This window comes from Bacteroides difficilis (assembly GCF_048319815.1).
GTDB lineage: Bacteria > Bacteroidota > Bacteroidia > Bacteroidales > Bacteroidaceae > Bacteroides > Bacteroides zhangwenhongii.
The window spans coordinates 5,402,924-5,423,574 of sequence record NZ_CP182814.1 but is presented as its reverse complement, the minus strand read 5'-3'; the positions used below and the strand labels follow the sequence as shown (position 1 = coordinate 5,423,574).

Sequence of the window (20,651 nt, the reverse complement as noted above, 5' to 3'; positions counted from 1 at the left end):
CTAAATGCTGTCATATTGAAAGTGAATTTCGGTATTGATATGGGGTTTTGAAATGTTATATGGATTATTTGCTTGCTTTTAGATTATTTGACGTGTCATAAAGAAAGCGTTGCGAACGTTTGTTTTGATAATAAAATATCATTGATCCCGCAAAATGGGTGACTTTTTATTATTTTAGCTCCTTCCCCTCACCATTTTCTGTAACATTCCGTTGTAAGTGCTTTCAAATTCGGCCGGATGATTGAGTGCCCAAAGGATGTAATCTCCCGGTTCGTTCTTTTTGAGCAGGGTAGGACGGTATCCGGGACTGAGGATTTTCCATAGCGTGCCGTTGATCCCTCCCAGTTCTTTTCGTCGGGCAAGGGCGAAAATGGCTTTGGCGGTCTGTTCGTTCCGGATGCCGATAGCTTCCATATTTAGTCGTAGTATAGCTTCGAAGTCCCCTCCGGACGAATCCTCTAAAGACAAACCCCTTACAGCAACAGGCGAAGCCTGAGAAACGCCGTTTGGCGGAACGGACGGCTTCTCGCTCTCCTTTCTTATTTTCCCTTCCCTCTCTGTCTCTTTGTCTTTTTGGGTTTCCGATTTGATTTCATTTTCCCTCTCCATTTCCTGTTTACTTTTAATCTCTGTATCCGTTTCTTGTTTTGTTTGTGGCATTGTTGCTGCGGATTTGCCCGGACTTGCTGCAAATTTGCTCGGATTTGCTGCGGATTCATTCGTTTGTTCTCCGTTTTCCCCCTTTCTCTCTTTTGTCTCTTTTCTCTCCTTTGTCTCCTCCTCGTTATCATTCGCTTCTTTCTCCTCCTTGATCATCCAGAAGTTTTCCAAAGGCAATTTGTATTTCCTCCGGCTGTCGATGATGATTTTGTGATACTGCTCTTGGATGGCTTGCGAGGTCAGCACCCCGTACTCCTTATATATATAGGTGTCGAACAATCCCACCGACAGGCAATCGTCGATGATGGCCTGCATTTCCTCCTCCTCGCAACAGGCTTCCTGAGCGATGTCGAACAGTGTGTCCTTGTTCCAAAGGACATAATAGCCTTTTTCTTTGTAGATAAGACAAAGCAGGGAAGTGAGCGCGGCAATTCCCGCCGCGTGATGGCGGCAGGAGATGCGGCGCACTTTCCGGTCTTGCAGGAAATTGACATCTAGGGGGAAATAATCTAATCCGGGTTTGGAAATGCGTGCCATGATAAATTAAGTTTTAAAAAGTGATACATTGTGCGGTTTATCGGAACTCGTTGCGTACGTCGAAGCAGGGGCACATCTTGATAAACTCGTTGGGCGAGATAATACCGTCACCGTTGCGGTCGGGGCTGGTGTCCCGGTGGCCTATCACTTGTCTGATGTCGGGGTAAACGAGCCGCAGGTCTTCCACCAGGCGGATGAGCGCTTCGCGTTGCGCTTCCGTCCGGGTGTCGGCGGGACGGCCTTCCTTGTCCAGCCCGCCCACGTAGCAGATACCTATGCTTCGGCGGTTCCAGCCCGTGCAATGCGCTCCGTCGAGGGAGACATCCCTTCCCGGTTCGATGGTTCCGTCCAGCCGGATTACGAAATGATAGCCGATGGAACGGAAACCGCGCGCACGGTGCCAGCGGTCGATGTCGGCGGCCGTGAAATCCTGTCCCGCACGGGTGGCGGAACAGTGGATGATAATTGTGTCTCTCATTGCAGCGTCCTCCTTTCTTGTTGGTTGCGGCTTGTGTAGATGGCGAATCCGAAAGCGATGGCTTCGTCTTCCGACAGTTGGCGGTAATATTGCCGGTTCACCGGATGCTGGACCGGGATGCAGGGGGATTGTATAGGCGGGACAGGCCGATGATGGGACGACTGCGGAACAGCCGGAGCGGGAGAGGTCTGTGAGACAGCCGGAGCGGGAGACAGCGGTAAGGGTTCTTTCATAATAAAAGCGTCTCCCCTGTGCTGGCTGACGCGTAAGTTGTGGAGGAGCAGTCGTTCCGGATAGCGCAACTGTAGTCTGAGCCAGTTTATGAATGCGGGATTCATGTGTTCTCCTTTGCTCATCGCCTGCATGGACGGGTAGGCGCGGAGTGCATTCCCGCTTGCGTCCGTGACGGCGCAGGGAACACCCGAATACTTTGAACCCGTTTTTCTGGGAGGCCGCAGTCCCATGCGGATGGCGTGCATTATGTTGTCGTGCGCATCACACCATTCGAGGTTCGACACGTGGTTGTTCAGCGTGTTTCCGTCGAGGTGGTTTACTTGCGGCAGATGTTTCGGGTTGGGAATGAACGCCTTGGCTACCAGACGATGCGTGTAGTATTTGGTGTAGATTCCTTTTTGCATGAGCTCTGTCTGCTCGTAGCCTTCTCCTGCGATCGTGGTGCAGAGAATCAGTTTCGACTTGCCTTTAAAACTCAATACCCGTCCATGGTCCGAGACCATGTAGTCGGGATTTTCTTCGATAAATCTCCAATTTTCCATACTTGATATTGGTAAACGTTAATAAAATTATATTCTGTTAAAAAACGGTCTGTTCTTTTGTCTCCGCGTGGAGAAACGGCGTTTCCTGCATTCCAAGAACGGCGTTTCCTGGTGTATAGAAACGGCGTGGACTGGATATGTTAAACGGCGTTTCTTCCTCCTCCGTGCGGGGTTCGAGCCTTTCAGCGCAATGAATAAGAAACTCCAATTCTTCCCGGCAGCCTTGAATGGCTTCTTGCAGGGAGTCTACATTGTACTGCCTGCAAAGGATTTCCCATTCTTCTCGTTCCTGCCGGTTCATTCTGTTCTTGTCTTTTCGGGTTCGTCCTCGACGTCGATGTCCAGGAAGTTTTCCGCATGGAACGTGCGCCATCCTTTTGCCTCGATGTCGTAGTAGACGACGAACGTGTTTTCCGGTCGTGGAATATAAGGTTGGTGGAAACAGTGTTCGTATCCGGTGAGTGTGCCGATGGCGTGGCGGACGCTGCCGTCTTGTTTGGTGTAGCGGAAGCGGACATTTCCGTGATGCATTTGCCGGATGAGGGCGCCTATCCGGTGGGCGGTGACGAGTGCGTCGTGCCGGTTCATACCATTGTTTTGCCGGATGGCGGCTGCCTGTTTCATGAGCCGCACCCGTTGAAAAGAATGCTCTTTTTTAATCTTGGTCATTGTTCTTCGGTTTATTTTGATTATGTGGCAAAAGTAGGGAATGGAAAGGGGAAAGATTGTCCGAGCTTGACACATAAATGAGGAATTAAAGAAGAATGTGTCAAGCGTGAACATGAATGTTAAGAGAAATAGCCGTTCTTTGTGGGAATTTTTAATTAATGCAATAGGAAAATGGCAAAGAAATTGGTAAAAAGAGAGTCGGAAATGACAAGTAATAGTGAAGCAACCTGTAAGGTAACCGGACTTCGGCATTGTGATGATAGCACAAAAAAAGAGATTGTGGACTGTTTGGTGAAAATAGATAAGCAGAATGATATACCGGAAGGTTATATTGTAAATAATTCAAATAGTTCGACTTCTTCGGTGAGACGTGTGTTCAGTTGCGTCTGGGATGGCAGTACTTCAATACCCGATTTTACGACGTTATTTAATATTAGCGCGTGTGTTCTCAAAAAGGCTAAAATCGTTGTAGCCCTTCCTGGATTACTGTGTGCGGTTGTAGGCCTTTTACTGAAAGATTCGGCGAAAGTGAAGTGCCGGATTATAAACCGACATCATCTGGTTGTGGATATCGAACTCTTTGAGGATAAAATTATATCTGTTGAAGATTGGGAGGAGATGAAGAAGGAAGAGGCGGAAAAGAATAAAACTGATAAGAAAAAGTGAAACTCACCACGGTTTAGAATTTTCACCACGGATTACACGGATTACCACGGATTGAAGAAAGATAGATTGGAATTTTCACCACGGATTACACGGATTAACACAGATTGAAGAAAGATGAATTAGAATTTTCACCACGGATTACACAGATTAACACAGATTGAAGAAAGATAGATTAGGGGAAAAACGGGGGGCGTAAAATAAACTGTGTCATGCTCTATTTTCCTTTCAAACTCATCGGTCGGGGAGCGGCCAGCGCCAAGGGGCGGGACCACCCGTCCCGACGAGCGTAAAATTACAATAATTTAAATCTATCTCCAAACTTTATCGCTAATTGCCCAGCGATGGCCGCCCAATTAGCAATGGGCATGGTCCATTTCTTGCGTATGTTGCGGTAAGCGAGGTAGACAAGCTTCTCAAGGGCGGTATCATTAGGGAATACGCCCTTGTTTTTTGTAACTTTCCGTACTTGGCGATGATAGCCCTCGACAGTATTGGTGGTATATATCATGCGGCGTATATCCGGTGTAAACTGGAAGTATTCAGCAAGCCTTTCCCAGTTGTCCTGCCATGACCTGATGACAATCGGATATTTCTCACCCCATTTCTCATCCAGATTAAGAAGCTCTGTTTCCGCGGCTTCCTTGCTTACAGCGCCATAGACACGTCTCAGGTCTTTCATGAACTCTTTTTGATGTTTGCTGCCGACATACTTGACGGAATTGCGTATCTGATGGACGATACAGAGTTGGACGACGGTATTGGGGAACACGCTTTGGATGGCATCGGGGAAGCCTTTCAAACCGTCGACACAAGCTATGAGGATGTCACGCACGCCACGGTTCTGTAAATCGGTCAACACATTCAGCCAGAAGTTTGCGCCCTCATTTTTAGAGATATACATGCCAAGTAAGTCCTTACGTCCTTCCTTGTCTATAGCCAGGACATTGTAGATCGCACGGCTGACGGCACAACCTCTGTCATCCATTACCTTGTAATGAATGGCGTCGAGCCAGACTATCGGATAAACCGGGTCCAGACTCCGGGAACGCCATGCCTTTATCTCCGGAAGTACACGGTCGGTGATGGAACTGATTGTCTCGGCAGATACACGGTTACCCAGATTCTCTTCCATCCAGTCGCTTATCTCACGTGTGCTGTTTCCCAAAGCATAAAGCCCGATGATGCGGTCTGCAACACCCTCGGCAAGAATGGTCTCACGCTTCTTTATAAATTGAGGCTCAAACGTGGCATTGCGGTCACGCGGAGTAGATACGGTCACTTCACCCATGGAAGTCTGTACCTGCTTCCGCATCTTTCCGTTACGACGATTGCCACTCATACGCTCTTCATCGGAGAGATGGGCATCCATCTCGCCTTCAAGGGCCGCATTTAAAATACTCTCCAATAAGGGAGCAAACGCTCCATCCTTTCCCAACAAGGGCTTACCGGCTTTTAGCTGTTCGATGGCCTTGTTCTTGATACTTTCAAAATCAAATTCTTCGCTCATAAATAAACTGTGTTTGCAAAGTTAATATTTTATTCATTCCCTTTGTTGACACAGTTTAATTTACAACCTCGAAAAACGGATTAGAGAAAATCTGCGTTTTTAATCTTCTTTCCTTTATTTTTTTCCTTTAATCTTCTTTTTTTTCTCTAATCTTTCTCTAATCTGTGTTAATCCGTGTAATCTGTGGTGAAAAAGTGAATCAAGGTTCTCCTAAAAAACGGAAAAACAACCCTACTTGCGCCGGAGTAAGCAGGATGGATTTCTCGCTGTATCCCGTTTGGGCGAGTGCAGCCTGTAATTCTGTATTTTTGGCTATCCACCCTCGCAGGGTGCGGCGTGCTGAGGCGGTTTGTATATCGGGCAGGTAGAAGGACGCTAACTGGCTTTTGCTATAAGTCCGGATGCGGATGGAAGGGGATGTTTCTGCTTTCATTGTCGGTTGTCTTTTAAGGGGTTTATCAGATTCTATGTTTGTAAAGGTAAGGCTTTTTAGGCAGATTGGTGATGTGTTGTGCAGAAGCGGTTGTGGGCATGGTTTGTGCGGACTCGTGCCGGGTTGCTGTCTCTTGTGACAGGTCGGTACGTTATGGTTCACGTTTTTTTTCCTTTCGGTTACCTTTGCTTTCGTAATCGGTTACAGAGAGGAATTTAATTTATTAATCATTTAAAAAAAGGAAACAGTATGCCATTAATTTACAAACCTTATCAGGCAACGCTTGCCAACAAGGAAGGACAGAAATTGTATTATCCCCGTCTGGTGAAATTCGGGAAGGCAGTCAATACGCAGAAAATGGCGGAATTGATTGCGGAAAAAGCCTCGCTGACGGCGGGTGATGTCCATAATGTGATTCGTAATCTGATGTCCGTGATGCGGGAACAGTTGCTTAATAGCCGCACGGTACGCCTCGAAGGCTTGGGAACGTTTACCATGATCGCTAAGGCGAACGGGAAAGGGGTGGAGCTTGAAAGTAAAGTCAGCAGCGCGCAGATTACTTCGTTGCGTTGTCAGTTTACACCGGAGTATACACGTGAGGCGAACGGAAGCGCTACCCGTGCACTGACTTCCGGAGTGGAATTTGTACACGTCAAGGATGTGGCGGGCTCGTTTGTCGCTGCCGATGATTCAGGTGAAGATCCGGACGACGGAAAGAATCCGGACGACGGAAACGGTGGCGGAGAAGCTCCGGATCCGGCTGAATAATGAGGAAACGGACTTTAAGAGAGGATTTTAAGAGACCGGATTTAAAAAAAATTAAAAAGAGAAGCTAATGAAATTGTTGTTGGAAAAATTGCTTGACATTCTTGAGGCAATATTGCGCTTCCGCAGACGCCGTAAAGAGTAGATTACTGTTTGTGGAAATTGTGGAAAAATGAAGCTGGCTCGCTTAGTATTTGTAAGTGAAGAGATGAAAAATTCCCCTTACTATTACCTTAGTCCGTTGTGATATTAAGGAATGGTAAGGGGGGATTTTTTTGTGGAGAAATCAGATCAGTCGGTCTCGATCTGGAATTTACGGCTTACTTTCATTAGATTGATGGTGTAAGTCACCACGTTTTGGGCTTCCTGAACCATCGTCAGGTATACCATGCTGACGCGGATACTTCCCGACTGGCTTTGGATGCGCTGCAGTTCTTTACGTTTCAGCAGCGAGAGTTGTCCGTTAAGGTCGTTGGCGCGGCGGATTTCTTCTTCCATGTTATTGTAATCGTTGTTTTCCAGTTTTCTGCGACATTGCTGGATCAGGTAAGTGATGTCTTCGGCCGCGTCGCTGAATTCGCCTTTTTGGATAGCGTCCAATGGGTTGAAGTTGTTGTCGATGTGCTCCAGACACGGTTCGCAGAGACGGGAAATGCTGTACACCAGTTCGCTGGCGAAGTCGTTGCCCTGGTAGTAGTAAAGCCCTTTTTCGAGCACGGTGTTGTTGTCGAGACGGCACATGGCGACGGTTCCGGTACGCTTCATCTGCTTGACGAGCTGCTTCTCGAATTTGGTGGAGCCCATCGCGCGACGCAATCCTCGCAGGTTTTCGTGGAGGAAGGAGGTGACGGTGAGTTCGAAGTTCGTTTCCGCGTATTCCAACACTTTGCCGAGCTCTTCGCGGGTGTGCTTGCGCATCAGTTGCAGAGCTTCTTCGCTGTCGGTGGTCTGCATCAGTTGTTTCAGGGTCTCGTTGCCTTGCTCTTTCGCTTTGCGTTTCTTGTACATCACTTGGCTGCGTATCAGGATGAACACGGCGATGCCGATGAGGGCGATGATGGAAATGTTTCCTCCGTAGTGAAGTACGAGGGCGACGAAGAAGCAGATGGTGAAGGCGGCTCCGGCGGTGATGAACCAGCCGCCGATGACGCTCAGTACGCCTGTGATACGGTAAACGGCGGAGTCACGTCCCCAGGCACGGTCGGCCAGTGAGGTTCCCATAGCTACCATGAAGGTGACGTAGGTGGTGGAAAGGGGAAGTTTCAGTGATGTTCCCAAAGCGATGAGCAGGCCTGCCAGCACGAGGTTGACGGAGGCGCGGACAAGGTCGAACGCTGCGCCGTCGGCTATGATGGCTTCGTCTTTGCGGAAGCGGGTGTCGAGCCATTTCTTGGTGCTGTTCGGAGTGATTCGTGAGATTCCGTTGGCGAGCGCCATGCTGAAACGGACGATTGTACGGGCTATCGGGGTGCTTCCGAAGGTTTCTTCGCCTTCGTCTTGGCGGGAGAGGTCGACGGAGGTCTTGATAACGGCGTGCGCCTTTTTGGAGGTGCAGAGTGCGTAGACCATGATTGCTCCGGCTCCGATCAGGAAGTACCACGGGGTTTTGGCGGGTCCTAGCAGGGAGGTCATCAGGAAGTTGTCCGGGTTGCCCGATCCGTTGGCGGTGTAGTCTATGAAGGAGGAGAAACCGGCGAGGGGAACGCCGATGAAGTTGACGAGGTCGTTGCCGGCGAAAGCGAGGGCGAGGGCGAAGGTGCCCATCAGCACGACTACTTTGAAGACGTTGACTTTCAGCCAGTGGAGGACTTGCATCAGCAGGGTGAAGAATACGAAGAACACGGTGATGAGCGGCAGGGTGTTGTCTTGTATCCAGTGTTTGTTTTCGGGTGTCATGAAGGAGCTGTCTTTCAGCCCTTTGATGAGCATGAAGTAGATGATGGAGGTGGCGGCGATGCCTCCGAAGAGGGCTATGCTGTACTTCATCTTTTTGGTGTAGTTGAAGGTGAATATCACACGGGCAATCCACTGCACAAGCATTCCGAAGAAGAAGGCGATGGCTACGGATACGAAGATTGCCATGATGACGGAAAGGGCTTTGTCGGTGTTGATGAGGTCGCCCAGCGCGAGGGTGTCGCTGTTGTGTACTTTGATGAGCGCGAGGGCGAAGGTTCCTCCAAGTAGCTCGAAGACTAGTGAAACGGTGGTGGAGGTGGGCATGCCCATTGAGTTGAAGACGTCGAGAAGTACTACGTCGGTCAGCATGACGGCAAGCAGGATGCACATGATTTCGGCAAAGTAGAAGTGCTCGGGCTGGTAGATGCCGTGACGGGCTATGTCCATCATCCCGTTGGACAGGGAGGCGCCGATGAAAATGCCGACACCGGCTATGAACAGGATGGTCTTGAACGATGCGGCTTTGGCGCCTACCGCGGAGTTCAGGAAGTTGACCGCGTCATTGCTCACGCCGACAATGAGGTCGAACACGGCAAGGACGAACAGAAAAATGATAATGCATAGGTAAATTGTCTCCATAAATGTATGTATGTAATTTCGGACGCAAAGGACGGAATTTGACGTTGCAGGGAAATGTCATAGATGTTACATTTGTGTTACAATCTTCTTTCTTTTGTCTTGAAACAAAAGAAAGAAGCAAAGAAAAATTCAAGGCTTACTTTTTTCTCCTACTCGCTTCCTGCACTCCGCTGAAGGGCAGAAACTCGCTTCGCTCAAACAGTCTGCCCTTCTTTACGCTCCGTTACGGGAGCTCGCTTGACGGAGAAAAAAGTAGGCCGGGGGAAACCATGCGGATGGGGTGGGGAGGAGACGGGGCATGGTGCTGGTCTTTGGGGTTGCTGGGTGTTGTTGGGCATGGCTGGGGTGGTTTTTTTGGGGGACTGGGTGTTATTGGGGCATGGGTGGTTGGTCTTTGGGTTGCTGGGTGTTATTTGAACAAAGCCAGTTATATAGGGTGTATTGCGCTCGGATGGCGGGGGTTCCGGGTGTTCTTTTTTTGAATATGTTTTGTAGCTTTGCGTCTACTCGGCAGGCTTTTTGGTTGTCGGCGAGTTGGATGGTAAGCATTTCGATTAGGCTGTTGCGCAGGTCGGGGTCGAGGACGGGGGTGATGGCCTCGATGCGGCGGTAGAGGTTGCGACGCATCCAGTCGGGTGAGCCCATGAAGACTTTGGGATTGCCGCCGTTGCCGAAGTACCAGATGCGGGCGTGTTCCAGGAAGCTGTCTACGATGCGGGTGATGCGGATGTTGCGGCTGTACGGCTGGTCGGGGATGAGGCAGCAGATTCCGCGAATGATAAGGTCTATCTGCACACCATGTTCGGAGGCTTCGTAGAGGCGGTCTATCATGGTGGGGTCTTGAAGGGCGTTCATTTTTAGGATGATGCGGGCGGGTTTGCCTTGATCGGCTAGGGCGATCTCACGGTCGATGAGGCGGTTCAACTCTGGGATGAGGTTGAAACGGGCGACAAGGAGGGTGGTGAACTTCGGGTCTTCTTTGCCTTGAAGGGTGCGGAAGAGGTTGTAAAGGTCGTTCACTATTTCTTTGCGACAGGTGAATAGTCCGCAGTCGGCATAAAGTGTGGCGGTTTTCTCGTTGAAGTTGCCGGTGCTGATGTAGGCGTAGCTGGGGATTTTCTCACCGTTCAGCCCACGACGGCGGATAAGGGCTACTTTGGCGTGCACTTTCAGACCGGGAATGCTGTATATGATTTTTATGCCGGCGGCTTGCATCATTTCGGCCGTGGCTAGGTTGTTCTCTTCGTCGAAACGAGCTTTCAACTCTACAAATACTGTGACTTTCTTGCCGTTCTGGGCAGCGGCTATCAGGGTGTTGATGACGGCGGAGTTCTCCGCCACACGGTATTGCGTCACCATGATTTCACGGGTTTCCGGATTGTGCACGGCTTCGTAAAGGAAGTGGATGAAGTGCTCGAAGGAGTGATAGGGGTAATAGAGCAGCAGGTCTTTCCGGGCGACGTAGTTGAAGATGGATTCTTTTTCGTCGAGGATGGTGAGTTTCATCGGCTTCGGCTTTTCGGGGCTGTGGAGTGACTTGCCGCCGGAATTAGGGGACGATTTATCATTGCTAGGAAGTGATTTGCCTGTACTAGGAAGTAGTTTGCCTGTGTTGGGAAGTGATTTGTTGGGGTTGGGGAGATGGCGCAGGTCTTCCAGGTTCAGGTGTTTGTCGCCGGGAACGAGTTCGTCGCGGTGAATGTGAAACGCGTCTACGAGAAAATCCAGAAAGTCGTGCGGCATGGCACGGTCGTAGACGAAGCGGCAGACGTCTCCTATTTTACGCTTCTTTACTTTCTTCTTGAGCTGGGCTACGAGGTCGGCACTGCTGGCGGTGTCGTCAATTAATATGTCGGCGTCACGGGAGATTTTTATACTGTAACACGACTCGACATCATAACCGGGAAAAATTAGATTGAGGTTCGCCTTGATGATGTCTTCGACAAACATCAGGTAATGATTTTTTTCATGACACGGCAACTCGATGAAACGGGGGACTTTTGCGTAGGGCTGCTTCATCACGAAGTAAAGAGGAGGACGGGAGGATTCGAGGATGGGGGATCCTTTTTCTTCTATTCCTTCTTTTGCTTCTATATCTTCTCTTGCTTCGTTTCTTTCTCTTTCTTCGTTTCTTTCTCTTGCTGATTTTATTGCTCTTTCTTCTCTTGTTTCTTTTCCTTCTTCTCCTTCTTTTCTTTCTTCTTTCGGATAGAGTCGGATAGCGAGATAGAGTCGGTTATCTCGTAAGAAAGAGACGATTTTGTCTTTGGAAACGGGTACGGGTTGCAGGTAGGGGAAGATTTCTTCTTTGAAGAAGTCTTTGATAAACTGCTGATGGAACGGTTCTACATGGCTGTCTTGATAAAAGATGATGTGGTTCTTTTGTAGGGCAGGCAATATTTTTTGTTCGTAGATGCGTACACGGTCATCTAGTTGCCGGTTGACTTCCCTGTTGATTTCCTCTACAAGTTCGCGGGCGGATTGTACGCTTTCTTCATCACTTTCCGTTGCGCCGGAAGCAACAGCTTTGTGGTCTGCTACACGGATTTTATAAAATTCTTCGAGGTTGGAAGAGTAGATGGAAATAAAGTTGATGCGTTCGTAAAGGGGGAGACGCTCGTCCAAAGCCTCCAGCAACACGCGGTAGTTGAACGATAGCCAGCTGATATCTCGCTTGAAATATTTATATTTGTTTTCCATGTGCTTTAAGATTTTTCCAAATATAACACCTTTATAGGATTAAACAAAAAAATAAAGATGAAAAACAAGAATCCTATTCTTTTGTTTGTATGAATATAGCAGGATGAAGGATAAATTGATGAAATAAATTGTTTATTGAGGATTAATTCGTATTTTTGCATAAAAATGAAGCCGTTAAAACGATGACAATTAAGAAATTTAAATCGAAAGAGGAAGCGGTAAAAGCTATTAAAGAGGCTGCTACACGCAAACGTATTTGGACTGAACAGGTTCAAAGCGGACGCTCTGTGTCTGAATTGAAGGACAAGGATTTCAAGTTGGTTAAGTTCTGCTGATGTATTGCCTTTCCATAGAACAGATTAACCGAATCTCACCTTACAAAGTAGAAATTGCAAGCGATGGTAACTCACTGCTATTCCATACCCGATATGGATTGGTGTATGAGGTGGGGTTTGTGGAGGATTATACTTTCTTTGATAAAAATACTTATCAGTTTTTTATTGTAGAGAAGAATGGAAGTCGTTTTCTCAAAGATCCACTGGTGAAAGAAACTGTATGGGCTATTATTGAGGTGTTCTTTCGGGAGAACAGTAATGTTTTGCTCTATGTTTGTGATACATCGGATGGTAGGCAGGCTAGTCGTGACCGATTGTTTGATATTTGGTTTTATGAATATGAAAAACAGGAGGAATATATACATTTGACTGCCAAAGTGGAATCGGATTCGATTTATTATTTTGCTTCTGTGATATTAAAAATAACTCATCCTCATTTGGATGAGATAAAAGAGGCTTTTGACGTTTTTACGGAGGATATGAAAGATAAACTTTCTTAAGGAGATATGATAAGAATTGGATTATTATCCGATACCCATGCTTATTGGGATGAGAAATACCTGGAGTATTTTGAGTCGTGCGACGAGATTTGGCATGCCGGCGATATCGGTTCGGTGGAAGTGGCGGAGAGGTTGGCGGCGTTCCGTCCTTTCCGGGCAGTCTACGGAAATATTGACGGACAGGCTATCAGGAAGCTGTATCCGCAGGTGAACCGTTTTACGGTGGATGACACCGAAGTGCTGATAAAACACATAGGCGGCTATCCGGGAAAGTATGATCCTTCGATAATTGGAAGTCTGATGACACGCCCGCCTAAGTTGTTCATTAGTGGGCATTCTCATATATTAAAGGTGAAGTACGACAAAACGTTGGATATGTTGCACATCAATCCCGGAGCTGCGGGGATGTCAGGATTTCATAAAGTGCGTACATTGGTGCGCTTTGTCATCGAGCGGGGGACGTTTAAGGACTTGGAGGTTATCGAGTTGGCGGATAAATAATTTTTCATATTATTTTTGTCATCTCGGATTTCTTTCCGACCTTTGCACTCAGTTTATGAATAACGAAGACGAACATGAAGGGAATTATTCTTGCCGGTGGTAGTGCCACTCGCCTCTATCCGCTTTCTAAAGCGATCTCCAAACAGATAATGCCTGTCTACGACAAGCCGATGATTTACTATCCGCTGTCTACACTGATGTTGGCGGGGATTCGTGAGATTTTGATCATCTCAACTCCGCGTGACTTGCCGATGTTCCGCGATTTGCTGGGGACGGGTGAGGAATTGGGTATGTCTTTCTCTTACAAAGTGCAGGAGCAGCCTAACGGGTTGGCGCAGGCTTTCGTGTTGGGAGCCGATTTCCTGAATGGAGAACCGGGCTGCTTGATTCTTGGAGATAATATGTTTTACGGGCAAGGTTTCTCCGCCATGCTTCGCCGGGCTGCCAATATAGAGAAGGGAGCTTGTATATTCGGCTATTATGTGAAAGACCCTCGCGCGTACGGCGTGGTGGAATTTGACGAACAGGGAAAGGTTATTTCGCTGGAAGAGAAACCGGCAGTGCCGAAAAGCAATTACGCCGTTCCCGGATTGTATTTCTATGATGCCACCGTGACGGAAAAAGCGGCGGCTCTTCGACCCTCAGCACGTGGAGAATACGAAATAACAGACCTCAACCGCCTGTATCTGGAAGAAGGCACTTTGAAAGTGGAACTTTTCGGACGCGGATTCGCGTGGTTGGATACGGGAAACTGTGACAGTCTGCTGGAGGCGTCCAACTTTGTTGCCACCATCCAAAACCGACAAGGTTTCTATGTCAGTTGTATTGAAGAGATAGCCTGGCGTCAGGGATGGATTCCGACCGAACAACTGCTGCTGCTGGGACAACGCCTCGAAAAGACCGAGTACGGCAAATATTTGATAGAACTGGCGAAACAATCCTAAAATCAACATAAAAAGTAAAATATGAAAACTTATCTAGTGACCGGTGCCGCAGGTTTTATCGGTGCAAATTACATCAAATACATCTTAGCGAAGCATAGCGATATAAAAGTCGTGATATTGGATGCATTGACGTATGCAGGTAACTTAGGGACAATTGCGAAAGACATTGACAATGAACGTTGCGTCTTTATCAAAGGTGATATCGGGAGCCGCGACGTGGTAGACAGCCTATTTGCTGAATATCGCTTTGATTATGTGGTGAATTTCGCTGCCGAAAGTCATGTTGACCGTAGTATTGAAAATCCACAACTGTTCCTGATAACCAATATTTTAGGAACACAGAACTTGCTGGATTGCGCACGCCGCGCATGGGTGATGGGTAAGGATGAACAAGGATACCCCACTTGGAGAAAAGGAGTGCGTTATCATCAAGTGTCTACCGACGAGGTGTATGGCTCGCTGGGAGCCGAAGGGTATTTTACGGAGACAACTCCGCTCTGCCCTCATAGCCCGTACAGCGCATCCAAGACGAGTGCGGATCTGTTTGTGATGGCTTATCACGACACTTATAAAATGCCGGTAACGATTACTCGTTGCTCCAACAATTATGGTCCGTATCATTTCCCGGAAAAACTGATTCCGTTGATTATCAAGAATATACTTGAAGGAAAACATCTGCCTGTCTATGGCGATGGAAGTAACGTGCGCGACTGGCTTTATGTGGAAGACCACTGTAAAGCTATCGACCTTGTTGTGCGTGAAGGACAGGAAGGCGAGGTGTACAACGTGGGTGGGCATAACGAGAAGACAAACCTCGAAATCGTGAAGCTGACAATCTCTACTATTCATCGGCTGATGACGGAACATCCGGAATATCGCCAGGTGCTCAAGAAACGGGTGAAAGATGAGAACGGGGAGATTTCCATCGATTGGATCAACGAAGAACTGATTACTTTCGTCAAAGACCGTCTGGGACACGACCAACGTTACGCCATTGACCCTACAAAGATAACAAATGCACTGGGCTGGTATCCCGAAACGAAATTTGAAGTCGGCATCGTGAAAACCATCGAGTGGTATCTGAACAACCAAACTTGGGTGGAAGAAGTGACCAGCGGAGATTATCAGGGATATTACGAAAAGATGTACGGAAAGTAGATTAAAAGAAGTGATTAAATGGGGAATGATCTCGTTTTCAAAGAATCATCCCGATAGCTAAAAGAATTCCCATAAACAGCATATTACGTGAGGTCTCGCCTAATATGCTGTTTAATTTTTTACCGCTGTGTATTTTTACCATTCGCCTCCAGGTGAGGACGTGGGGAACCAGGTAAAGTTGCGGAAGAAGGGCAGCGTAAATATGTCCTTCGCGTAAGAAATATAGGCAGAGTAGGGAAGCCGAAATGCCTAGCAGCAGATAGAAATAGCGTCCGAACTTCTCACCGAAACGGACGATGACGGTCCGTTTTCCGCTACGGGCATCCGCTTCGCGGTCTCGATAATTATTGACAACTAACAGTGTGTCGATTAATAGTCCGCAAATGATGGAGGCGATGGTGACATCCGGTGTCCACGTCAGTGCCTGCACGTAGTAAGTTCCGCCTACGGGAACAAATCCGAAGAAAATGATGACTAACACGTCTCCCCAACCGTTGTAGGAGAGGGGATAAGGTCCGGTAGTGTAAAGGAAGGCGAATAATACACAAAGCGCTCCTATGATGATCAACTCCCATCCGGCAAAAAGTAATAGCGTGCAGCCGATCAGGCAGGCAAGTGTGACGGTAACGGCAATTCCGGTTTTCATTGCCTGCGGTGAGATCCATCCTTGTGCGCAAGCACGTTCGGGACCCAACCGGTCTTCACGGTCGGTTCCTTTGAGGAAGTCGAAAAGATCGTTGATGAAATTCGCGGCTATTTGCATCAGACCGGCAAACAGGCAGCAGACAAGGGCAGGCAACCAATGGAAACGTCCGTCCATTGCCGCTAGGGCTGTACCGATTAAAACCGGAGTGATAGCTCCTGTGAGAGTCTTAGGCCGTGCAGCTAATAACCATGCTTTCAGTGAATTACGCTTTACTTCTTCCATGCTTTAATATTTTATAAAGAGTTTTGATGGACAAAGATACATGATTTTTCGTATCTTTGCACCCCTAAAAACTTCAAACTAAGAGAAGATGAAGAAATCTATTTATCCGTTTCTACTGCTGACGCTGCTTTTACTTGTTTCCTGCAAGTCGAAAAAGAGGATGGTAGCAACCTTGCCGCGTCTTGTTTTGAACACAGACTCCATTGTTGCGGATACGTCCAACGCCATAGCCGGACTGTTTGCTCCGGATCACTCGCAACTCAAAGATCTGAACGTTTCGAAAGGCAGGAAACGCAGAGCCAAGAAAGATAAATCTTCTGCTGATGCATATAAATCGGAGGATTGGGTACTTCGCGGTACGAAAATAACTTCTTCCGAAGTGGACGTTTCCTCCGTTTATTCAGGGGTGGATCGTGTCGTGAAATATGACTTTACCCACCGGGACGTTCCCGAAGCCTTCGAGGGTTTTCGCATCGCTTTTATCTCCGATTTGCATTATAAGAGTTTGTTGAAAGAGAAAGGGCTGAATGATTTGGTTCGTCTGCTGATTGCCCAAAAAGCGGATGTACTCTTGATGGGCGGCGATTATCAGGAAGGTTGTGAGTATGTAGAACCTTTGTTTTCGGCGCTTGCACGGGTGAAGACACCGATGGGGACCTACGGGGTGATGGGGAATAACGATTACGAGCGTTGTCATGACGAGATTATCCGCACGATGAAGCATTATGGAATGCATCCGTTGGAACACGAAGTGGACACACTCCGCAAGGACGGTCAGCAAATTATCATTGCCGGTGTGCGCAATCCTTTTGACTTGGGGCAGAACGGAAAGTCCCCCACGTTAGCCCTTTCTCCCAGAGATTTCGTTATCATGCTGGTGCATACTCCGGACTATGTGGAAGATGTTTCTGTAGCCAATACAGATCTCGCTTTGGCAGGGCATACGCATGGCGGACAAGTACGTGTGTTCGGGATTGCTCCGGTGTTGAACTCGAATTACGGCACACGTTTCCTCACCGGCCTGGCTTATAATTCGGCTAAAATTCCTTTGATTGTAACCAACGGGATCGGAACCTCCCAATTACCAATTCGTATCGGTGCTCCGGCGGAGGTTATAATGATTACTCTGCATCGGTTGAAGGAATAAGTACACGCTGAATTCAATTTGTAAATGCGACACCTCCTTATTTTATAAGTTCAATTTTTTCTTGAGCTGCTTAATCTTTCTAAAATTTTGTGCCTCTTTGGGTGATAAAAATCCCAATCTTTTTCTTGGTCTTTGATTAATTTCTAATGTAATTTCCTCTATATATTGGTGTGTAATATATTCGAACGAAATGCCTTTCGGTATATATTGCCTGACTAATCCATTTAGGTTTTCATTTGCTCCTCTTTCCCATGGGTGATGTGGTTTTGCAAAGTAAAAATCTATCCCTAATTCTTTCGCAATATATTGGTGGTCTGCAAATTCTGATCCATTGTCTGAAGTAATTGTATGTATTCGCCCTTTATATGGTCTCAATAGTTGCACGGTTGCTGCCGCCACATATTTAGCTTCCTTACTTGGCAACTTGTATGTCCATAGCCACCCAGTTTTTCTTTCATTTATTGTAAGAATAGCCCCTTTATTATTCTTTCCAATAATAGTATCCATTTCCAAATCTCCCCATCTCTTTTTTTTCTCCACAATAGCAGGTCTTTCCGAAATATCCTTGCGATTGGGAATACATCCTCTACTATTATGTGCGGAACCTCTCTTTCCATGCTTCCGCCCCTTTCTTCTAAGTGACCGATATAAATCCCCGCCTTTTCGTTTATCGTCCCATATCCACTGATAAAGCCTCTCCACGGAAACCATCGGGAAGCCTAGCCCCTTACATCTTCCTACTATTTGTTCCGGGCTATAATTCAGCTGGACAAGCATGGCTGTGGCTCTGGCCTTGACACACTCTGTGAATTTCTGTGGACGAATACGTTGCTCTTTACGACGTTCGTAACGATACTGTGCATAGTCAGCATCATAAGAGTCCGTGGGATTCCATTTATTGCGACATAACTCACGATAAAGGGTACTACGATGAATACCCAGCAAATGGGCTATTTCATCTTTTTTAATTCCTGCTTGCAGATACGCTTGTAATTTGTATCTTTGTCCTTCGGTTAATTGTTTCATCATGCGACTGATTTGGTAGGAGATTGAGGGAGCAAGATAGAAACTTTATTCCAAGGGAGAAGCAAGATGAAGATTTTTTTCATCCGCTTCTCTCTAAAAATATTTTTCTAAACTATATTCTCACTCAACTGTCGCATTTATAACTTGAACTTAGGCACTTTCTATTTGCTCCCACACCTTCGGATGCAGGAAATACCGGACATCCTTTCCCGCCTTCAGCGCCTCACGAATGAATGTGGAGCTGATTTCAAACACTGGGGAATGGACGAGGCGGACAGTTTCCGGCAATTCTTCCGCTGCTACGGGAAAGCCGGGACGGGGGTAAATAATGATGTGGTTCTCTTTAATGATGCGCTCCGACTGAAACCAGCGGTCGAAACGCGCCCAATTGTCCGAACCGATGATGAGGTGAAACTCACGGTCGGGATAGGCTTCGCGCAATTTTTCGAGCGTATATACACTGTAAGAAGGACGGGGAAGATGAAATTCAAAATCCGAAGCACGGAAATGGGGGTAATCGCTGATACACAGTTCTACAAGCCGGAGACGCAGTTCGTCACTCCATAGCTCATCCTGCGTTTTCAGAGGGTTTTGAGGAGTAACCATGAACCAGATTTCATCCAAGCCTTCGTACTCGCAAAGGTAATTGGCCAATGCGAGGTGTCCGATATGAATCGGGTTGAAAGACCCGCTGAATATTCCGGTTTTCAGTCGATGGCTTTTTTTCATTGGTTGCTTCCTTCCTTTATTGGTTATTTCCTTTATTGGTTGCTTCCTTTCGTTGGGTTCCTTCCTTTCGTTGGGTTCCTTCCTTGTTATAAGCTACTTTTTCCATTGGATTGGTAACTGGAACTCCCTTTTCCAACTTTAGTTTATTTCTCCAGAAACTCCTTAATCACTTTCAGCGTTTCGGCTTTGGCCGTTTCTAGGTTATCATTCACGATGATGCAGTCAAATTGCGGAGCGAAGCTCAATTCATATTCCGCTTTGGAGATGCGGCTTTCTATCACTTCGGGAGTGTCTGTACCTCGTCCTTCCAACCGGCAACGTAATTCCTCCACCGAAGGCGGTTGGATAAATACCGACAACGCACGCTCACCGTAAAACTTCTTGATATTGCATCCGCCTACCACATCAACGTCGAACACGACATTCTGTCCGGCTTCCAATTGCTTTTCCACCTGCTCTTTCAGCGTCCCGTAGTAACGGTCTTTATACACTTCCTCGTATTCCAAAAATTCGTTGTTCTCGATGCGGCTACGAAACTCTTCCGGAGTAAGGAAGAAATATTCCACCCCATGCTGTTCCGTTCCGCGTGGAGGACGGCTGGTGGCGGAGATAGAAAACGCAAGATTCAAATTCTGCGTCAGCAGATAATTGATGATTGTAGATTTCCCCGAACCCGACGGAGCGGAGAATATAATTAATTTGCCAGTCATAGTTAAATTAAGAATGAATAATGAAGAATGAAGAATGAAAGATGAGAGACGTTCGTCTACATCACGTTCAGTACCTGTTCTTTAATCTGTTCCAGTTCATCTTTCATCTGAACCACGATTTTCTGCATTTCGGCATGATTGGACTTGCTGCCCAGTGTATTGATTTCACGTCCCATTTCCTGAGCGATAAATCCCAATTTCTTGCCTTGTCCGTTGCCGCTTTCCAGCGTACTGATAAAATATTTCAGATGGTTGCTGAGGCGTTGTTTCTCCTCGTTGACATCCAGCTTTTCAATATAGTAAATCAACTCCTGCTCCAGGCGGTTTTTGTCGTAGTCCACACTCAGCGTCTTTTCGAGAGCGTCTGTGATACGTTCTTTCACCTTTTCCACACGTTCTTTCTCGTAAGGAGTAATCTTTTCGAGCAGGCTTGTGATGTTGGCAATCTTCTCGCGGAACTTCTTTTCCAGTGCAGCCCCCTCCTGTTTGCGGAAATCCACCAGATGCCCGATCGCTTCCGCTACAGCAGCGTGCACCGCTTTCCATTCTTCCTCCGTAAGTTCCTGAATTTCAGTCTTCGTCATCACGTCCGGCATGCGGAGCAATGTCTGAAACCAGTCGGCAGGAAGAGGAATATTAAGATTTTCCGAGATAGCCAGAATCTGTTTGTAGTAGCCCTCCACAAGAGCCTGATTGATAGGAGTAGCGCTTTCCGCCCCCTCTTTCTTCTCGATCCACAGGCTGAAGTCCACCTTGCCGCGTTCCAGCACTTTGGAAATCTCGTTACGGATTTCGATCTCTTTTTCACGATAAGCCGGAGCGATGCGAGTGGAAAGATCCATAGCCTTGCTGTTGAGCGACTTAATTTCTACATTTATTTTTTTATCAGGGAGTTCGGCTGTAGCTTTGCCGTAACCTGTCATCGATTGTATCATAAATCTTAAAGT

General features: G+C 47.2%; 21 protein-coding genes and 1 pseudogene. 8 read left to right on the top strand and 14 right to left on the bottom strand.

What is annotated here, in order from left to right:
• Nucleotides 1-174: 174 nt before the first annotated feature.
• From ACNOGP_RS21295 to ACNOGP_RS21275, 5 genes and pseudogenes are all read right to left on the bottom strand, one after another.
• Nucleotides 175-1,197, bottom strand: coding sequence for a DUF4373 domain-containing protein (locus tag ACNOGP_RS21295; RefSeq protein WP_418213668.1), 1,023 nt, complete (start codon nucleotides 1,195-1,197; stop codon nucleotides 175-177).
• Nucleotides 1,198-1,234: 37 nt separating this feature from the next.
• Nucleotides 1,235-1,675, bottom strand: a complete 441-nt coding sequence (locus tag ACNOGP_RS21290) for an N-acetylmuramoyl-L-alanine amidase (RefSeq protein WP_007766717.1) — start codon at nucleotides 1,673-1,675, stop codon at nucleotides 1,235-1,237.
• Complete coding sequence (locus tag ACNOGP_RS21285; protein WP_195474964.1) at nucleotides 1,672-2,451, bottom strand: HNH endonuclease; 780 nt, start codon at nucleotides 2,449-2,451, stop codon at nucleotides 1,672-1,674. Before ACNOGP_RS21285 ends, ACNOGP_RS21290 begins: the two co-directional genes overlap by 4 nt.
• A 151-nt stretch (nucleotides 2,452-2,602) precedes the next feature.
• A pseudogene (locus tag ACNOGP_RS21280) lies at nucleotides 2,603-2,752 on the bottom strand (molecular chaperone DnaJ); the annotation flags it as partial.
• Complete coding sequence (locus tag ACNOGP_RS21275) at nucleotides 2,749-3,120, bottom strand: SH3 beta-barrel fold-containing protein (RefSeq protein WP_336314532.1); 372 nt, start codon at nucleotides 3,118-3,120, stop codon at nucleotides 2,749-2,751. The gene ACNOGP_RS21275 and the pseudogene ACNOGP_RS21280, both read right to left, overlap by 4 nt.
• Nucleotides 3,121-3,291: 171 nt before the next feature.
• On the opposite strand from ACNOGP_RS21275, the gene ACNOGP_RS21270 reads away from it, so the two are divergent.
• Entirely contained in the window at nucleotides 3,292-3,786 is a 495-nt protein-coding gene (locus ACNOGP_RS21270) for a hypothetical protein (protein WP_418213667.1), read from the top strand.
• A gap of 292 nt (nucleotides 3,787-4,078) precedes the next feature.
• Here the strand turns inward: ACNOGP_RS21270 and ACNOGP_RS21265 are convergent, their stop codons facing one another.
• Nucleotides 4,079-5,293 carry an IS256 family transposase gene (locus ACNOGP_RS21265; RefSeq protein ID WP_121765586.1) on the bottom strand — a complete coding sequence of 405 codons (1,215 nt, stop codon included), beginning with the start codon at nucleotides 5,291-5,293 and terminating at the stop codon, nucleotides 4,079-4,081.
• 199 nt (nucleotides 5,294-5,492) lie between these two features.
• Complete coding sequence (locus tag ACNOGP_RS21260; RefSeq protein WP_007751567.1) at nucleotides 5,493-5,726, bottom strand: DUF4248 domain-containing protein; 234 nt, start codon at nucleotides 5,724-5,726, stop codon at nucleotides 5,493-5,495.
• Between the two features lie 249 nt (nucleotides 5,727-5,975).
• On the opposite strand from ACNOGP_RS21260, the gene ACNOGP_RS21255 reads away from it, so the two are divergent.
• Nucleotides 5,976-6,494: an HU family DNA-binding protein gene (locus ACNOGP_RS21255; protein WP_007766705.1), complete on the top strand. Its 519-nt coding sequence runs from the start codon at nucleotides 5,976-5,978 to the stop codon at nucleotides 6,492-6,494.
• A 288-nt stretch (nucleotides 6,495-6,782) separates the two neighbouring features.
• Here ACNOGP_RS21255 and ACNOGP_RS21250 read toward each other — a convergent pair whose 3' ends face one another.
• Together ACNOGP_RS21250 and ppk1 are read right to left on the bottom strand one after the other, a co-directional pair.
• Nucleotides 6,783-9,026 carry an inorganic phosphate transporter gene (locus ACNOGP_RS21250; RefSeq protein ID WP_195474960.1) on the bottom strand — a complete coding sequence of 748 codons (2,244 nt, stop codon included), beginning with the start codon at nucleotides 9,024-9,026 and terminating at the stop codon, nucleotides 6,783-6,785.
• A 369-nt stretch (nucleotides 9,027-9,395) separates the two neighbouring features.
• Nucleotides 9,396-11,726, bottom strand: coding sequence for a polyphosphate kinase 1 (gene ppk1 / locus ACNOGP_RS21245; RefSeq protein ID WP_418213666.1), 2,331 nt, complete (start codon nucleotides 11,724-11,726; stop codon nucleotides 9,396-9,398).
• 182 nt (nucleotides 11,727-11,908) lie between these two features.
• On the opposite strand from ppk1, the gene ACNOGP_RS21240 reads away from it, so the two are divergent.
• The 5 genes from ACNOGP_RS21240 (at nucleotide 11,909) to rfbB (ending at nucleotide 15,164) form a co-directional block, all read left to right on the top strand.
• Nucleotides 11,909-12,061, top strand: coding sequence for a hypothetical protein (locus tag ACNOGP_RS21240; RefSeq protein WP_153260233.1), 153 nt, complete (start codon nucleotides 11,909-11,911; stop codon nucleotides 12,059-12,061).
• Nucleotides 12,061-12,561, top strand: a complete 501-nt coding sequence (locus ACNOGP_RS21235; protein WP_186967377.1) for a DUF6169 family protein — start codon at nucleotides 12,061-12,063, stop codon at nucleotides 12,559-12,561. Before ACNOGP_RS21240 ends, ACNOGP_RS21235 begins: the two co-directional genes overlap by 1 nt.
• Nucleotides 12,562-12,567: 6 nt before the next feature.
• Complete coding sequence (locus tag ACNOGP_RS21230; RefSeq protein ID WP_418213665.1) at nucleotides 12,568-13,062, top strand: metallophosphoesterase family protein; 495 nt, start codon at nucleotides 12,568-12,570, stop codon at nucleotides 13,060-13,062.
• Nucleotides 13,063-13,136: 74 nt separating this feature from the next.
• Nucleotides 13,137-14,006 carry a glucose-1-phosphate thymidylyltransferase RfbA gene (rfbA, locus tag ACNOGP_RS21225; protein ID WP_007766688.1) on the top strand — a complete coding sequence of 290 codons (870 nt, stop codon included), beginning with the start codon at nucleotides 13,137-13,139 and terminating at the stop codon, nucleotides 14,004-14,006.
• Between the two features lie 21 nt (nucleotides 14,007-14,027).
• Nucleotides 14,028-15,164, top strand: coding sequence for a dTDP-glucose 4,6-dehydratase (gene rfbB / locus ACNOGP_RS21220; protein ID WP_143865035.1), 1,137 nt, complete (start codon nucleotides 14,028-14,030; stop codon nucleotides 15,162-15,164).
• Between the two features lie 37 nt (nucleotides 15,165-15,201).
• Here rfbB and ACNOGP_RS21215 read toward each other — a convergent pair whose 3' ends face one another.
• Nucleotides 15,202-16,092, bottom strand: a complete 891-nt coding sequence (locus ACNOGP_RS21215) for a 1,4-dihydroxy-2-naphthoate polyprenyltransferase (RefSeq protein ID WP_143865036.1) — start codon at nucleotides 16,090-16,092, stop codon at nucleotides 15,202-15,204.
• 88 nt (nucleotides 16,093-16,180) lie between these two features.
• On the opposite strand from ACNOGP_RS21215, the gene ACNOGP_RS21210 reads away from it, so the two are divergent.
• The gene (locus ACNOGP_RS21210) at nucleotides 16,181-17,239 is read left to right on the top strand and encodes a metallophosphoesterase (protein WP_418213664.1); all 1,059 of its coding nucleotides are present in this window, start codon (nucleotides 16,181-16,183) and stop codon (nucleotides 17,237-17,239) included.
• 42 nt (nucleotides 17,240-17,281) lie between these two features.
• On the opposite strand, the gene ACNOGP_RS21205 is transcribed toward ACNOGP_RS21210, so the two are convergent.
• The 4 genes from ACNOGP_RS21205 to ACNOGP_RS21190 all read right to left on the bottom strand — a co-directional run bounded on the left by ACNOGP_RS21205 (nucleotide 17,282) and on the right by ACNOGP_RS21190 (nucleotide 20,639).
• Nucleotides 17,282-18,268: an IS30 family transposase gene (locus ACNOGP_RS21205; RefSeq protein ID WP_195477624.1), complete on the bottom strand. Its 987-nt coding sequence runs from the start codon at nucleotides 18,266-18,268 to the stop codon at nucleotides 17,282-17,284.
• 147 nt (nucleotides 18,269-18,415) lie between these two features.
• Entirely contained in the window at nucleotides 18,416-18,994 is a 579-nt protein-coding gene (gene nadD / locus ACNOGP_RS21200) for a nicotinate (nicotinamide) nucleotide adenylyltransferase (RefSeq protein ID WP_418213663.1), read from the bottom strand.
• Between the two features lie 143 nt (nucleotides 18,995-19,137).
• A complete protein-coding gene (gene gmk / locus ACNOGP_RS21195) occupies nucleotides 19,138-19,704 on the bottom strand; it encodes a guanylate kinase (RefSeq protein ID WP_195629839.1) in 567 nt (188 codons plus the stop codon).
• Nucleotides 19,705-19,760: 56 nt separating this feature from the next.
• Nucleotides 19,761-20,639, bottom strand: coding sequence for a YicC/YloC family endoribonuclease (locus ACNOGP_RS21190; protein WP_007751476.1), 879 nt, complete (start codon nucleotides 20,637-20,639; stop codon nucleotides 19,761-19,763).
• Nucleotides 20,640-20,651 lie beyond the last annotated feature (12 nt).

Bases quoted from the DNA above. Each gene is read 5' to 3' on its own strand.
- ACNOGP_RS21265 (WP_121765586.1), bottom strand. From the start codon at position 5,293: ATGAGCGAAGAATTTGATTTTGAAAGTATCAAGAACAAGGCCATCGAA.
- ACNOGP_RS21235 (WP_186967377.1), top strand. From the start codon at position 12,061: ATGTATTGCCTTTCCATAGAACAGATTAACCGAATCTCACCTTACAAA.
- ACNOGP_RS21230 (WP_418213665.1), top strand. From the start codon at position 12,568: ATGATAAGAATTGGATTATTATCCGATACCCATGCTTATTGGGATGAG.
- ACNOGP_RS21295 (WP_418213668.1), bottom strand. From the start codon at position 1,197: ATGGCACGCATTTCCAAACCCGGATTAGATTATTTCCCCCTAGATGTC.
- rfbB (WP_143865035.1), top strand. From the start codon at position 14,028: ATGAAAACTTATCTAGTGACCGGTGCCGCAGGTTTTATCGGTGCAAAT.
- ACNOGP_RS21255 (WP_007766705.1), top strand. From the start codon at position 5,976: ATGCCATTAATTTACAAACCTTATCAGGCAACGCTTGCCAACAAGGAA.
- ACNOGP_RS21215 (WP_143865036.1), bottom strand. From the start codon at position 16,092: ATGGAAGAAGTAAAGCGTAATTCACTGAAAGCATGGTTATTAGCTGCA.
- nadD (WP_418213663.1), bottom strand. From the start codon at position 18,994: ATGAAAAAAAGCCATCGACTGAAAACCGGAATATTCAGCGGGTCTTTC.
- ACNOGP_RS21250 (WP_195474960.1), bottom strand. From the start codon at position 9,026: ATGGAGACAATTTACCTATGCATTATCATTTTTCTGTTCGTCCTTGCC.
- ACNOGP_RS21190 (WP_007751476.1), bottom strand. From the start codon at position 20,639: ATGATACAATCGATGACAGGTTACGGCAAAGCTACAGCCGAACTCCCT.
- ACNOGP_RS21210 (WP_418213664.1), top strand. From the start codon at position 16,181: ATGAAGAAATCTATTTATCCGTTTCTACTGCTGACGCTGCTTTTACTT.
- ACNOGP_RS21260 (WP_007751567.1), bottom strand. From the start codon at position 5,726: ATGAAAGCAGAAACATCCCCTTCCATCCGCATCCGGACTTATAGCAAA.
- ACNOGP_RS21240 (WP_153260233.1), top strand. From the start codon at position 11,909: ATGACAATTAAGAAATTTAAATCGAAAGAGGAAGCGGTAAAAGCTATT.
- ACNOGP_RS21290 (WP_007766717.1), bottom strand. From the start codon at position 1,675: ATGAGAGACACAATTATCATCCACTGTTCCGCCACCCGTGCGGGACAG.
- ACNOGP_RS21205 (WP_195477624.1), bottom strand. From the start codon at position 18,268: ATGATGAAACAATTAACCGAAGGACAAAGATACAAATTACAAGCGTAT.
- ACNOGP_RS21285 (WP_195474964.1), bottom strand. From the start codon at position 2,451: ATGGAAAATTGGAGATTTATCGAAGAAAATCCCGACTACATGGTCTCG.
- ACNOGP_RS21270 (WP_418213667.1), top strand. From the start codon at position 3,292: ATGGCAAAGAAATTGGTAAAAAGAGAGTCGGAAATGACAAGTAATAGT.
- ppk1 (WP_418213666.1), bottom strand. From the start codon at position 11,726: ATGGAAAACAAATATAAATATTTCAAGCGAGATATCAGCTGGCTATCG.
- gmk (WP_195629839.1), bottom strand. From the start codon at position 19,704: ATGACTGGCAAATTAATTATATTCTCCGCTCCGTCGGGTTCGGGGAAA.
- rfbA (WP_007766688.1), top strand. From the start codon at position 13,137: ATGAAGGGAATTATTCTTGCCGGTGGTAGTGCCACTCGCCTCTATCCG.
- ACNOGP_RS21275 (WP_336314532.1), bottom strand. From the start codon at position 3,120: ATGACCAAGATTAAAAAAGAGCATTCTTTTCAACGGGTGCGGCTCATG.